Here is a 13,642-nt window from a genome sequence, read left to right on the forward strand (position 1 = left end):
GCGGCCATTACGGGGCGACCCCGTCGATCGAAAGGCCGGTGGCCTCGGGCAAGCCGAGGGCGATGTTGGCCGACTGGATCGCCGCGCCCGCGGTGCCCTTGGCCAGGTTGTCCACGGCGGTCACGATGATGACCCGGCCGGCGGCCTCGTCGATCGCCAGACCCATCAGCGCGGTGTTGGCCCCCAGCACATCGGCGGTGCGCGGGAAGACGCCCTCGGGCAGCAGGTGCACAAAGGTCTCGTCGGCGTAGGCGCTTTCCCAGGCCGCGCGGATCTGCTCGGCAGTGGTGCCCGGCACGATCTTGGCGGTTGTGGTGGCGAGGATTCCCCGCGACATCGGGACCAGCACCGGGGTGAACGACACGGTGGCCCGCTCGGCCCCGGCCCAGCGCAGACCCTGGATGATCTCGGGGATGTGCCGGTGCGTGCCGCCCACTGCATAGGGGTTGGCGGTGCCCAGAATTTCCGCGGCCAGCAGGTTGGTCTTCAGTGCCTTACCGGCACCCGAGGGGCCCACGGCCAGCACGGTCACGATGTCCAGCGGCTCGATCACGCCGGCGGCGATACCCGGGGCCAGCGAGAGTTCCACGGTCGAGGCGTTGCAGCCCGGGGCGGCGATCCGCTTGGTGCCGACCAGCTTCTCGCGCTGCTTGCCCGAGCCGATCAGCAGCTCGGGAACCCCGTAGGTCCAGGCCCCGAAGAAGTCGCCGCCGTAGAACGCGGCCCAGTCCTCCTCGGATTCGAGGCGGTGATCGGCCCCGCAATCCACCACGAGGGTGTTCGGGTCCAGCTGCGCGGTGAGCGCGCCGGAGGCCCCGTGCGGCAGCGCCAGGAACACGATGTCGTGGCCGGCGAGGTTTTGTGCGTTGGTCTCGACAAAGACCTTATCGGCGAGCGAGCGCAGGTGCGGGTGGACCGCGGCGACGTTCTGCCCGGCATTGGAGTGGGCGGTGACGGTGGTGATTTCAAATTCGGGGTGGCTGGCGAGCAAGCGCAGCAGCTCTCCCCCGGCGTATCCGGATGCTCCGGCGATCGCGACAGAAAAAGACATTGAGGCTACCTTCAAGGACGAGTTGTGGGTGTGAATTCCGGATTCCGGCAACGCCCGGTCTCTTTCGCTTTCGCGAAAAAAACAATTAGGGGGCGTCGCCTATCGTCGCTCGTCGGTGGCGTCAACAAAGCTACGACGTCGCTCGTCGCGGCGGGCACGGCGTCGCGCCGGCGCAGGTGCAGATACCTGAGCGCTGAGGGCGGAGCGTGCGTGAGCCATGTTGGTTAGCGTAGCGCGGACGATACGACACGCGCAATCTGTGACGGACGCACGAATGATCGTATTTATTCCAACGCCACATCCGAGTTGAGGAAACTCTCAGATTGACGCTTTCGACCCGGAAAACGAGAAATTTATCTCAAATGCGGTATAGCATCGGGTCATGGCACTTTCTACCGATACTTCCCCCGTAGACATCACCGCCGCCGAACCCATGCGGCAGGTGGGCGCGCTTATTCGTTCGGCCCGGCAGGACCGTTCCCTCACCCAGGCCCAGCTGGCCGAACGGGTGGGCACCAGCCAATCGGCGATCAACCGGATCGAACAGGGCAGCCAGAACATCTCGATCGAACTGCTGGCCCGCCTGAGCGTCGCCCTCAAGAGCGAACTGGTGACCTTCGGTGATCGCCCCCGCCCCTCGCACATCCGCGTGGAGGGTGGCCACAAGCTCCACGGCTCGATCGCCGTGAACTCCAGCAAGAACGGCGCCGTCGCGCTGCTGTGTGCGGCCCTGATCAACCGCGGCACCACCCGCCTGCACCGCGTCGCCCGCATCGTCGAGGTCGACCGCATCATCGACGTGCTGCGCAGCATGGGTGTGCAGGTCACCTGGTATGGCGATGACAACAGCGTCGAGATCAAGGTGCCCGAAAACCTGAACCTCGCCGAGATCGACGCCGATGCCGGCCGTCGCACCCGCTCGGTGCTGATGTTCCTCGGTCCGCTGCTGGGCCGCTTCGACAACTTCTCCCTCCCCTATGCCGGCGGCTGCGACCTCGGCACCCGCACCGTCGAACCGCACCTGATCGCCCTGCGCCCCTTCGGGCTCGAGGTTGAGGCGACCACCGGCTGGTACCGCGCCACCGTGAGCCACGACGTGCCCGAGCGGGTCAAGGTTGTGCTGACCGAGCGCGGCGACACCGTAACCGAGAACGCGATCATGGCAGCCGCCGTGCGCGATGGCGTGACCGTGATCCGCAACGCCAGCCCCAACTACATGGTGCAGGACCTCTGCTTCTACCTCCAGGAGCTTGGCATCGAGGTGGAGGGCATCGGCTCGACCACCCTCACCATCCACGGCAACGCCAACGTCAACGCCGATGTGGACTACTGGCCCAGCGAGGACCCGGTGGAGGCCATGAGCCTGCTGACCGCCGGCATCGTGACCGGCTCGGAGATCACCGTGACCCGCGTCCCGATCGAGTTCATGGAAATCGAGATGGCGACCCTGTCGGAGATGGGCCTGCGCTACTCGATGACCGACGAGTATGACGCCGCCAACGGCAAGACCCGCCTGGTGGATATCACCGTGTATCCGTCGGAGCTGCGCGCCCCGATCGACAAGATCCACCCGATGCCCTTCCCCGGCCTCAACATCGACAACCTGCCCTTCTTTGTGGTCATCGCCGCCTGCGCGACCGGCGACACCCTGATCCACGACTGGGTCTACGAGGGCCGGGCGATCCACCTCACCGACCTCACCCGCCTGGGTGCCAACGTGCGCCTGCGCGACCCGCACCGCCTGGACGTCTCGGGCCCGACCCACTGGTCCGGTGCCGAGGTCTCGTGCCCGCCGGCACTGCGCCCGGCCGTGGTGATCCTACTGGCGATGCTCGCCGCCAAGGGCACCAGCGTGCTGCGCAACGTGGACATCATCTCCCGCGGTTACGAGCAGCTACAGGAGCGGCTGATCTCGCTCGGCGCGAAGATCGAAACCTTCCGCGACTAGCCGCCACAACGCAAAACCCCCGCCCGAATTTCGGGCGGGGGTTCTGCGTTCACGCTAGAGGCTCAGGCGACCCTCGAGGAGTTCGCGCAGCAGGCGAACGATGTCTTCCCGCTGGCTCTCGGTCAGGAAGCTAGGCAGCGTGTGCACCTCGCCGGGCGCGACGATCAGGCGGCCCTTTTCGGCCCGGATCGCGGCCGGATCGATGCCCGCGCGCGGGGTGCTGACCGGATCCTCCATCAGATCCCGCGAGTGGATAGCCGCTCCGGTGAGCACGCTCCCGTAGGGGCCGGCGAGGGTGCTGTCAGTGATCGAGAGCAGAATCGGCTCGTCGGCGCTCAGCTTCAGCACCTTGCTGAGCTTGGCACGCTGCTTGAGCCGCTTGGGAGACTCATCCGATCCCGGCACCACGATGTCGCCCAGGCCGAGTTCGCGCAGACGCTCCGGCAGCGAGGTCGCGGACGCGGGCGCCTCCGTGGCGACGCTGCCGCCGAGCGTGGGCAGCAGCGCCAGCACCAGGGCCACCATCGAGGAGAGCCGCTGGAGCGCCGCGGACCACACCTCGGCCGAGGTGACCTGGTGCGCCCACTTCCACTCAAACTTGGCGATCGCCTGCTCGGTAATGGCCTGCGCGCTGGCGGCGATCCCCTCGGGGCCCGAAAACAGCGGCACGATGCGCGGGGCCTGCGCACCGAAGAGTCCGCTCGGCGAATCGCGCACATAGACCGCGCCGCTGGTCAGTAGGAATCCCACCGGCTCGCGGCCGCGGGTGATGCGGTTGACCGAGGAGAATCCCAGAAAGAGCAGCGGAAACTCGTCGGTTCCCGCGAGGTCGGGCGCGAGCCCATCCGCGGCCGCCCAGAAGATCTCCTCGGCATCGGAGAACGGGTGTTGGGCCGGTGCCACCGCGGGGAACGTGAGCCGTTCCAGGTCCTCCCGGGCCGGAGCCGGCTCGCCCTCAAGCGCACCCTCAACCTCGGCGGAGATCGCCGTGGAGAGCGTGATCCACTGCGCCCGGGTTTGCGGCGTCAGCGCGGCGATAAATTCAGCCTGTGTGGTCATCGTTGGCCCCTTCGGTTGAGTGCGGGTCGCGATTGCGACCCGCACTCAGTGTAGGAATCCCCCGGGCCGCCGACAAGAGGGCGGTTCCTGCGAGGTCCCGATTAGAGCGGAATCGGGCCGCGTGATGCGACCGTGCCGGTGCCGGTCAGCGTTTGCTGGCAACTGTTGGTGCCGGTCACGGTGACATCCAGGTGCGCGGCGTAGTCGCCGAGTCGACTATCAGCCGCCACCTCGCTGTCGGGATGCTGGGCCTGTAGCTCGGCGGTGATGGCCGCAATCTGAGCGTCGATCTCCTCGACATTGGAGGTGTCACCATCCTCGGCAAACCCAAGCAGGAACCAGCCATCCTCCACCTGATCAACCACGCGGGGCACGGTACTCGTCACCGTGAACGTCTGGGTGTGCAGCGTTTGGCGTCCACCGTTTCCGTCAGACACACTCCAGGTCACCGTTTCCGGGACCGTGTCGGTACCGATGATCCGGGTGAGCAGGGTCGGGTCGGCCACAACCATCGCGTTCAGTTCGGCGTTTTCGAAGCGAATCCGGTCACCCTCGAAGTTCCAGCCATACTCAAGGGCAACCGTCCCGGTGATCGGCGAATCCTCGGGGACACACACCGTGGGGCTCGGCGACGGAGTGGGACTCGGAGTGACAGAAGGACTCGGGGTAGCCGTGGGCTCGGGCGTCAAAGTTGGGTCGACGCTGGGCTGGACCACGGGATTGGATGAGGTCGCGGGCGCACTCACGCAGTGTTCGGGCATCGCAGCCTGTGCCGGGGTGGATCCATCAAGCACGGGGATCCCCACCAGGAGCAGCAGCCCCAGGGCACCACCCAACATCATCCGACGGCGGGCACCGCGGGTCATAAACCCGATCAGCGCGGCGCCGATCAGGATCGTGGCGGCGGCGATGCCTAGCAGCAGCGGTCCGTTTATGCCGGTCTCCACCAGCACACAGTCAGTCATCACGGGTGTCTCCATCAAGTGAAAAAATCAGGGTTGCTCTAATAGTAACCAAACACTCGATATTTAAAGTAGATTGCCGTGAAACCGGATCGATGTGCCGGGCTAGGCCTTCGGGTATCGCTGCGCGGCCTCGGCGGCATCCACCGGGGGCAGCGCCGACCAGGGGAAGGTGATCCACTTATCGGTGTTCTTCCACACGAAGTCGGGCTCCAGGATGGTGCGCGGCTTGGAGTACAGGGTGACCGTGCGCACATCGGCGCCGTCGCCCTGCAGCATCCGCTGCACGAGCTCGAGGGTGCGACCCGAGTCCGATACGTCGTCCACCAGCAGCACGCGGCTCCCGGCGAGCGCGGGACCGTCGAGCATCGGCGGCAGCAGGACCGGCTCGGGCAGGGTCAGGTGTACGTCGGTGTAAAACTCCACGTTGATCGAGCCGCAGTTCTTGACCCCCAGCGCATAGGCGATCGAACCCGCCAGCAGCAGGCCACCGCGGGCGATGGCCACCACAAACTCCGGGGCAAAACCGTCCTGAACCACCTGGGCTGCCAGGTCGCGGGTCGCGTCGCCAAACCCGTCCCAGCTGAGAACCTCGCGCTCGGGATCGGTGGATACTTCGGTGTTCTTTGGTGCCGATGCGGCGGCGGGGGTCTCGGTCATTTCTCCACAGTAGCCAGTCGGGGCTGACGGCGCGAACTCTGCCCCCTCAAACTGGGTCTTGGCTCCACGGGAATCGCGTGCAAAGCTGGGGCGGACATCCATGTGCGACGGGGGAAAACAATGGTTGTAGGTTCTGCGCCGCTATTGGGAGTATTGCTGGCACTGGTCAGCGCGGCCGTCTTGGCGGTGGGCAATCTCTGGCAGAGTCGCGGGGTCAACCTGGTCTCCGCGGCGGCCGAACGCACCGGGGAATCCAAAACCTCCTTTCTCCTGCTGCTCAAGACCCCGATCTGGCTGGCCGGCAGCGCGCTGTTTGGGATCGCGATCCTGCTGCAGATGGGCAGTCTGGCCTTTGCCCCGCTGATCCTGGTGCAGCCCATCGGCGTGACCGCCCTGGTGTTCTCGGCGATCCTGAATTCCCGGGTACGCCGGGCGCCCCTGCCGCGACGGGTGCTGTTGGGTATCGCGATCTCCCTGGTCGGGGTGATCGCCTACGTGGTGATCGCCGCGCTGGTGAGTAAGCAGAAGCCGATCAGCGACGGCCAGCTGATCGCGATCCTGGTGACCCTGGCCGGTGTGCTCGCGATCGCGGCGGCCATCCGTTTCGGAACCCGGGGCACCACCAAGGCCCCCATCTTCTATGTGGTGCTGGGCGGAATCTTCTCGGGCTTTGTCGCCACCCTCGGCAAGACCGTGATCCTCCGGGTGGAGACGATGTTTGCCGGACACCGGATGGTGTTCGACTCGGGCAGCGTGCTCACCCTGATCTGTATCCTGGGCATCGGCGTCGCGTCGGCCCTGTCGATCTACTTTGTGCAGTACTCGCACACCTGCAATCCGCCGGATGTGGTGATTGCCGGGCTCACCGTGGTGGATCCCGCGGTCGCCGTGGTCCTGGGGATCGTGATCCTGCACGAGGCCGCCGGGGCCCCGTGGATCTCGTTTGTCGGATTCCTCGCCGCCGGAGCCGCCGCGTTTGTGGGGGTCGTGATCCTCGCCCGCGCCGAAAGCGCCGAGGAGGCGGATCCCCACACCACCGAGACCATCGAGCGCGGCGCCCAGCGCCAGGCCGAGAGCGGCTAGCCACACACGTCAGCGGGGACCGAGTGCCCGGCCGAGAACGGCTCGCCTGACAGCATGCGCAGTGCCCGGTCCCGGTCCACGAGCGGCTCGCCACATACGTAAGCGGGGCCCCACCAACCGGTGGGGCCCCGCCCGTGTGTGTGACTACTTCTTGGCCGCGCCAGCCAGCTGGCGCACCTCCTTGAGCAGGCCGGCGAACTCGTCCTGCTTCTGGGCGGCCACCTCGACAAAGCGCGTCGCCAGGTTCAGGCCCAGATCGGTCAGCGGACCCACCTGGTGGAAGTGGTGGCTGACATCCCCGGCCAGGCCGCCCTCCAGGGCCAGCTTGCTGACCAGGTCGAGCCGCAGCTCCTCGGTGCCCTCGGCGAAGCTCAGCTTGTCAAAGTCAACCCAGACGATGTTGGGACGGGTGGTCGACTCAAACGCGTAGCGGCGGTTGGTCAGATCGAGCACCACCTGCCAGATGGTCTGCGACGCATCGGGCTTGCCCGGGTCGGGCTGGCGGAAGGGCTGGGCGGCATTGCGGATGATGCTGAACATCGCCGCGATGGCCTCGAGCTGGGTCTTGGGCTGCTCCTGACGGCCCACATAGTAGGAGGCGCGGGCGAAGCGGTCGGTGGCCAGGGTCGATCCACCCAGCGGCGCATCCCCACCGAGGCCCTCGATCTTCGCCGCCAGCTCCAGCTGCTTATCGTAGGTGGGCGAATTGGTCATCACCGTGTACTCCCGGCTGTGATAGACCGTGGGGGTCCCGTCGGTGTACTCGATGATGGCCGAGTCGCCGGTGGCGTCGTTGATCGCCAGGTGCAGTGTGGGCGGCTTGCCGCTGGTCGGATCCAGCAGCTCGGCGATACGGACCTGGGTCTTCTCGGTCCACTCCACGGCCTCGGCCACGGTCTTGAAGTTGTCCAGGTAGTACTGCAGCCAGACGGCCTGGCTCAGCTGGACATCACCCTCGCTGGCGGTGCCGTAGTCGGATTCGGCGAGCCACAGGATGTGACCGGCAAACCCCTCCTCGTTCATGCCGTCGCAGGCGACCAGGTCAAACGCGGTGGCGACCAGGCTGCCGTACTTGGCGGTCCAGGTCAGATCCCCGTTGACCCCGTCGTTACGCTCGATCCCGCGGGGCAGCTTCCACAGGTTGGTGAGCAGGTCCAGGTGGAAATCCATATTGCGGCCCACGATCACGGCGCCGTTAGCATCGGGCCAAACAACTCTTGTGCACATAGTGTTTCACTTACCTTTCGGAGGGGCACCGCACGGGTGCCGGTTGTACAGCGATTACAAAGGGGGTCAGGAACGGGCATCGGCCTCGGCAGTGCGCCGGTTCCAGCCGAGTTTGGGGAGCACAATCATCGAGGCGACAAAGAAGCAGATCGCGCCGATGAAGGTGCCCCAGTTGGCCAGGCCCGCGTCCTTGGCGCTGCCGTCGTTGAGCACAAACGAGCCCGCGGCGGAAAACGCGAAGGCGAGGCAGCCCAGCATGTTGATGTGGGCCGCCCAGAATCCCGAGCGCCGCGGCTCCCACAGCGTGCCACGGGTGCGGTAGTAGGCGGTGTAGACCAGGATCGCGCTGAGCAGAAAGGCCACCGATCCCCCGGCGTCGGGGTTCCACACCAGGTGCTTCTCGGTGTCCACTGACTTTGCCCGCAGCGCCGCCGAGGTGCTGATGTTGAACATGATCGTGCCAAAGCTCTGGGTGGCCGCCGCCAACCGCTCGGCCCGAAACATCTTGCCCGGAGCGTAGGGCACCGTGACCACCGGATCCCCACTCAGCACCAGCTGATACAGCCCCGCAGCGGTAAAAAACCAAGCCCCGATAAAGCAGGCCAGGTTCGACGCCGCCGTGTTGTCAAAGTGCCAGATGTTCATCGCGCTGCCCAGCACAAACAGCGCCGAGCCGATCATGAACAGGGCGCTCTGCCTACTCAGGGTCGGCACCAGGAACGGCAGCGAGGCCGGCGGTGCCTGGGGGAACGGGGTGCTGCTCTGGGTCATGAGTGACGCTTTCTGTCTGCGAGTCCCGGTCCCGCCCACACGATCTGGGGTGTGGGCGGGACCGGGATGAAGGCTAGTGAGCGAACGAGGTGCGGGCCTTTTCGCGCGGACCCTCAGGTACGCGCTGCGGCATGCCTAGTGAGCGAACGAGGTGCGGGCCTTTTCGCGCGGAATCGGTGCGTCCAGATTCTCCAGGAACGCCACCTCCTCCTTGATCGCGGCCAGCAGCAGCTCGGCGAGGTCCTTGCTCAGGCCCAGACGCACCACGATGCGCTGCACCACCAGGGCCGACAGATCATCGGGCATCGGGTAGGCGGGCACCAGCCAGCCGCGCATGCGCAGGCGGTCGGCCAGGTCGTAGAGGTCCCAGTTGCGCTGGCCCGGGTTCAGCTTCCAGGCGAACACCGGGATGGTGTCGCCGCGGCTGACCAGCGAGAACGGATCGAGCTTTTCGATCTCCGAGGACAGGTAGGTGGCCACGTCGATCGAGTTCTGCTGCACCTCGCGGTATCCCTCGCGGCCCAGACGCAGGAACTGGTAGTACTGAAGCAGCACCTGGGCACCGGGGCGGGAGAAGTTCAGCGCCAGGGTCGGCATATCGCCGCCGAGGTAGCTCACGTGGAACACCAGGCTCTCCGGACACACCTCCTTGTTGCGCCAGACCACCCAGCCCACGCCGGGGTAGACCAGGCCGTACTTATGGCCCGAGGTGCTGATCGAGTTGACCCGCTCAACGGTGAAGTCCCACTCCAGATCGGGCTGGCAGAACGGGGCAACCATCGCGCCCGAGGCACCGTCCACGTGGATGCGCACGTCGAGTCCGGTGGAGGCCTGGATCTCGTCGAGCTTGGCGGCGATCTCCTTCACCGGCTCGTAGAGGCCGGTGTAGGTCTGGCCGAGGATCGCGACCACACCGATGGTGTTTTCGTCCACGTACTTTTCCAGCTCATAGCCATCGAGAACCAGGTGGTCCTCGGTCACCGGCACGTAGCGGGCCTCAACATCCCAGTAATTGCAGAACTTCTCCCAGACCACCTGCACGCCGGCGGAGAGAATGAGGTTGGGCTTCTCGGTGGACTTGCCCTCGGCCCGGCGGCGCTCCTGCCAGAGACGCTTGAGCGCCAGGCCGCCGAGCATGCAGGCCTCGGAGGATCCGATGGTTGAGGTACCGATGGTGTTGTGCGGGTCCGGCACGTGCCAGAGGTTGCCGAGGATGCGCCAGCAGCGGTCCTCGATGGCCGCGGTGGCCGGGTACTCGTCCTTGTCGATCATGTTCTTGTCGGCGGCCTCGACATAGAGCTTGCCCGCGTTGTCATCCATCCAGGTGGAGACAAACGTCGCCAGGTTCAGGCGAGAGTTCCCATCCAGCATGGCCTCATCGTGCACCAGCTGATACGCGGTGTCGCCGGACATCTGGTTCTCGGGAAGATCAAAGCGGGGCAGCACCGTGGCCTCACCCGGACGCGCAAACACGGGGTTGATCGAGATCTGCGACTCGTCCTCGCGTTCGGCGGCATTGCGATACAGCTCTGACATGGTGGTCCTTTCTGATTGACGGGAAAGCTCGCGACACTAAATTCTGAGAAAAACCGGGCGGGATATCCCCGCTACACCTCGATGGGTGGGTAGAGCCGGTCCATGTTGTACTGGCGGTTGCGACGCGCGGCCCAGGTGGACACCGCCAGGAACACCAGCGTGAGTGCCCCGATCACGGCGAGCGCGACCCCGAATCGATAGTCGATCCCGCCCATGATCAGCTGTCTGAGCCCGGTCACGGTATAGGTCATCGGGTCAAAGGGATGCAGCCACTGGAATAGCGGACTGGTGGTCTGGACCGGATAGATACCGCCCGCCGAGGTGAGCATCACCATCAGCAGGGCCAGGGTGGCCACGCGGCCCACCGCCGCTCCGAAGAGGGCATTGAGCATCTGGATCATCGCCAGGAACATCGCGGACATCAACCACATGAACGCCAGCGTGCCGATCGGATACTCCGGTTTAAGGCCCAGCCCGAAGTAGATCACCAGGAACAGGATCGTGCCCTGAATACCGCCGACCGCGAGGGTGGGCATGAACGAGGCCAGCACGGTCCGGAAGGATCCCAGCCCCTGCGCCAACGGACGCGCCTGAAGCGGGGTGAAGAGCATCCAGGCGATGATGCTGCCCACAAACAGGGCGAGTCCGAGGAAGAAGGGTGCGAAGCCGTAGGCGAAGGTTTTGGCCTCGTGCTCGGTCTTCTCGACCAGCTTCACAGGTTCGGCCAGCGTCTGGATCACGCTGCGCTCCTGGTCCTTACCCCACTTGGGGATCAGGCTCAGCCCGGTCTTGGCGGCTTCGGCGAGCTGCTCGGTTCCGGCGGCCAGCTTGGGGGTGCCCTCGGCCAGTGTGTTCGCCCCGGCGCTGAGTTCCCCGAGTCCGGTGCGGAGCTGATCGGCACCGCTGCGCAGCTGATCGGCACCGCTGCGGGCCTTGTTCAGGTCGCCGACAACCTGGTCGTTTTCGATGGCCTGCAGCACCACATTGAACTGGGTGCCCGGGCTGTTGAGCTGGCCGGCGAGCAGGTTGGTGTCCCGCCGGACCTCGGCGATGGTGGTGTTCGCCTGGGCGACCTGCGGGTTCGCGGCGATCGAGTTGCGCACACCCTGGATCTGGTCGGCCAGGCCGCCCTCCCCCTTGGCGCGGAGGTCGGCGATGACGGCGTCCAGATCCTGGGCGGCCTTCTGCTGCGTGGCCGCCGCATCGTTGAGCAACGTCGCCGCGGTATTGACCCCCGCGTCGATGCGCTGCACGGCCGAGCGCACCTCGGCCCCGGAAATGCCCGAGCCCTGGACCAGACCCTGAGCCTTGCCGATGATGCCGTCCAGCCCGGTGACGATCTCGTCCACCGCACCGGCCAGCTTGTCGCTCCCGTCCTTCGCGGTCACCAGGTTGGTCGCGAGTTCCTGCGCTCCCTGGTTGGCCTGCTGCATCCCGGAGTTCAGGGTGTCCACCCCGTTGGCCGCCTGGATGAGCTTGGGAATCGCGCCCTTGGCCCCGTCCAGTGCGGCCTCAAACACCTGGCTGCCCACCTGGGCGCTGACCTGGTTGATGACCTCCTCGGCGGCGTCCTGGCCGATCACGGTGGAGAGGTAGTTGTTGGTTTCGTCGTAGGTGAAGATCAGGTCCGCCGAGCGCGGGTTATCCCCCGAGACCGAGGCAATGGCGGCGGAGAAGTCGGCGGGGATCGTGATCGTGAAGTCGTACTTACCGTGGGACAGTCCGGTTTTGGCCTCCTCCTCGCTCACCTCGATCAGGTTGAGCTGCTTGGAATCGACCAGTCCCTTGACCACCTGCGGTCCGGCGTGAATGCGCTGTTTGCCGGCATCCGCGCCGGTATCCAGGTTGACGATCGCGACGGGAACCTTGTCCACATTGCCAAACGGGTTCCAGAAGGCCCAGAGGTAGAGGGCGCCGTACATCAGCGGCATGATCAGGATGACCAGCAGGGCCAGCCGCGGCATGGTCCCGCGGTAGTACCGTTTGAAGTCGCTCCCCGGGGAGAATGCGGCGATCATCGAGCTTCCTCAACTTCCTCGAGGGCCAGGCTCACAAACTGCTGGTTGGTGAGATTTGGCACCTCCACGTAGTCATCGGCGATCACCGAACCGCGGCGTCCGTTGACATCGGCGGTGATCACCGTCTGTTCGGTGCCCAGCGCGATCAGGCGTTCCAGAAGCTTTTCCGAGGCCTGGTCGCTGGAGAGGTTGTCCACCCCGCCCACCACGAGCAGCTCGGGTTTGCGCACGTTGGCCGCGGCGATGCGGAACAGCGCGGCGGTCAGCTCGGGAAGTTCCTCAACCATGTCGTCGAGGCCGGGCAGGGCCAGATCGCCAAAGACCGGGCGGCACATGCGTTCCAGATCCTCCTCGCGGGCGACGCGAACCCAGCGATACCAGGGGGCACCCCAGCGCAGCTGCTCGGTCACGATGTCGCGGACGCGGATGGCCTGCACCACCTCGTCCACCTCGTCGATCCACCCCAGGGCCGCGTTTTTGAAGAGGTGACCGGGGTTGTTGTTCAGCCCGAAGGAGACCACGGTGCCGCTTGAGGCACGCATGCGGCCGGCGAGGGTCAGCAGGAGCGCGGTACGACCGCGTCCGCCGTGGCCAACCAGGACGGTGGTGCCCCCACGCTTGACCGAGAAGTTCACCGGTCCAAAGATGTGCCCCCAGGATGCGCGCACGCTGACCTCGGAGAGGGTCAGCAGGTTGTCGGGGCTCGCACCGTGGCGGCCGTGGGGCTCCGCGGCCTCGCGCATGTCCTGGGACTGCCGTTCCTGGGCTTCGATGATCGCCGTTTCGACGGTTTCCGCGGGCGGCTCGTTTTCGTGCTGGCCGCCGTGTGCCGGGTGGCCGCTCATCGTGCGCACCCTCGCCCAAGGCGATCCCCATGCCCTCGATTTTGACCAGAATTGCGCGCTACAAATGCGCCGGCCTGAGCCAGTTCCCCCATTGAATACGATCCATTCTCCGGATGTTTCCCCATCAAAGTTCGATCAACGTACCATCGTTTCGCGAGGGGAAGATAGAGCTATCTTTTTGTAGGAATTTCGGATATTTTCGCGGGCCTAACCACTTTTTATTGTTGGTCGCAGACAAAAAAGGGCGGGAACCTTTCGGTCCCCTCGCCGATCACCGCGAGCATGGGGGACAAAATATTGATGACACAATCCGGCACCATCCCAAGGTGCTCAGCGCGCGGCGCTCCCTTCGATGCGTACGCCTCGGCCCGCTCGCACCGGCTCACTCGCCCCGACTCGCTCGATCCGAGGCGCAATACCCAGGCGCCCCGACACGGCAAAAACGCCCCACGCGGGAGAAGGCTTTCGCGCGTGGGGCGTTG

General features: G+C 65.7%; 11 protein-coding genes. 2 read left to right on the forward strand and 9 right to left on the reverse strand.

Annotated features, from left to right (window positions below; translation table 11 throughout):
• Positions 1–7 precede the first annotated feature (7 nt).
• Positions 8–1,051: an N-acetyl-gamma-glutamyl-phosphate reductase gene (gene argC, locus IE92_RS0112605; protein WP_030148859.1), complete on the reverse strand. Its 1,044-nt coding sequence runs from the start codon at positions 1,049–1,051 to the stop codon at positions 8–10.
• A gap of 382 nt (positions 1,052–1,433) precedes the next feature.
• Here argC and IE92_RS0112610 point away from each other — a divergent pair, with 382 nt between their 5' ends.
• The gene (locus tag IE92_RS0112610) at positions 1,434–2,999 is read left to right on the forward strand and encodes a helix-turn-helix domain-containing protein (RefSeq protein WP_051701921.1); all 1,566 of its coding nucleotides are present in this window, start codon (positions 1,434–1,436) and stop codon (positions 2,997–2,999) included.
• 54 nt (positions 3,000–3,053) lie between these two features.
• Here the strand turns inward: IE92_RS0112610 and IE92_RS0112615 are convergent, their stop codons facing one another.
• The 3 genes from IE92_RS0112615 to IE92_RS0112625 all read right to left on the reverse strand — a co-directional run bounded on the left by IE92_RS0112615 (position 3,054) and on the right by IE92_RS0112625 (position 5,680).
• Positions 3,054–4,058 carry a hypothetical protein gene (locus tag IE92_RS0112615; RefSeq protein ID WP_030148861.1) on the reverse strand — a complete coding sequence of 335 codons (1,005 nt, stop codon included), beginning with the start codon at positions 4,056–4,058 and terminating at the stop codon, positions 3,054–3,056.
• A 101-nt stretch (positions 4,059–4,159) separates the two neighbouring features.
• Positions 4,160–5,023: a hypothetical protein gene (locus tag IE92_RS0112620; RefSeq protein WP_030148862.1), complete on the reverse strand. Its 864-nt coding sequence runs from the start codon at positions 5,021–5,023 to the stop codon at positions 4,160–4,162.
• Between the two features lie 102 nt (positions 5,024–5,125).
• A complete protein-coding gene (locus IE92_RS0112625) occupies positions 5,126–5,680 on the reverse strand; it encodes a phosphoribosyltransferase (protein WP_030148863.1) in 555 nt (184 codons plus the stop codon).
• Positions 5,681–5,824: 144 nt separating this feature from the next.
• Here IE92_RS0112625 and IE92_RS0112630 point away from each other — a divergent pair, with 144 nt between their 5' ends.
• Complete coding sequence (locus IE92_RS0112630; protein WP_211250793.1) at positions 5,825–6,763, forward strand: DMT family transporter; 939 nt, start codon at positions 5,825–5,827, stop codon at positions 6,761–6,763.
• Positions 6,764–6,907: 144 nt separating this feature from the next.
• Here the strand turns inward: IE92_RS0112630 and IE92_RS0112635 are convergent, their stop codons facing one another.
• The 5 genes from IE92_RS0112635 to IE92_RS0112655 form a co-directional block, all read right to left on the reverse strand.
• Positions 6,908–7,990, reverse strand: a complete 1,083-nt coding sequence (locus tag IE92_RS0112635; RefSeq protein WP_051701923.1) for a linear amide C-N hydrolase — start codon at positions 7,988–7,990, stop codon at positions 6,908–6,910.
• A 66-nt stretch (positions 7,991–8,056) separates the two neighbouring features.
• Positions 8,057–8,761 carry a hypothetical protein gene (locus IE92_RS0112640; RefSeq protein ID WP_030148866.1) on the reverse strand — a complete coding sequence of 235 codons (705 nt, stop codon included), beginning with the start codon at positions 8,759–8,761 and terminating at the stop codon, positions 8,057–8,059.
• A gap of 135 nt (positions 8,762–8,896) precedes the next feature.
• Positions 8,897–10,297, reverse strand: a complete 1,401-nt coding sequence (gad, locus tag IE92_RS0112645) for a glutamate decarboxylase (protein ID WP_051701924.1) — start codon at positions 10,295–10,297, stop codon at positions 8,897–8,899.
• A gap of 71 nt (positions 10,298–10,368) precedes the next feature.
• Positions 10,369–12,315, reverse strand: a complete 1,947-nt coding sequence (locus IE92_RS0112650; protein WP_030148868.1) for a YhgE/Pip domain-containing protein — start codon at positions 12,313–12,315, stop codon at positions 10,369–10,371.
• The gene (locus tag IE92_RS0112655; RefSeq protein ID WP_211250794.1) at positions 12,312–13,160 is read right to left on the reverse strand and encodes an ATP-binding cassette domain-containing protein; all 849 of its coding nucleotides are present in this window, start codon (positions 13,158–13,160) and stop codon (positions 12,312–12,314) included. The genes IE92_RS0112650 and IE92_RS0112655 overlap by 4 nt, the downstream gene beginning before the upstream one ends.
• Positions 13,161–13,642 lie beyond the last annotated feature (482 nt).

This window comes from Mycetocola saprophilus, assembly GCF_000718085.1.
Classification (GTDB): Bacteria; Actinomycetota; Actinomycetes; order Actinomycetales; family Microbacteriaceae; genus Mycetocola; species Mycetocola saprophilus.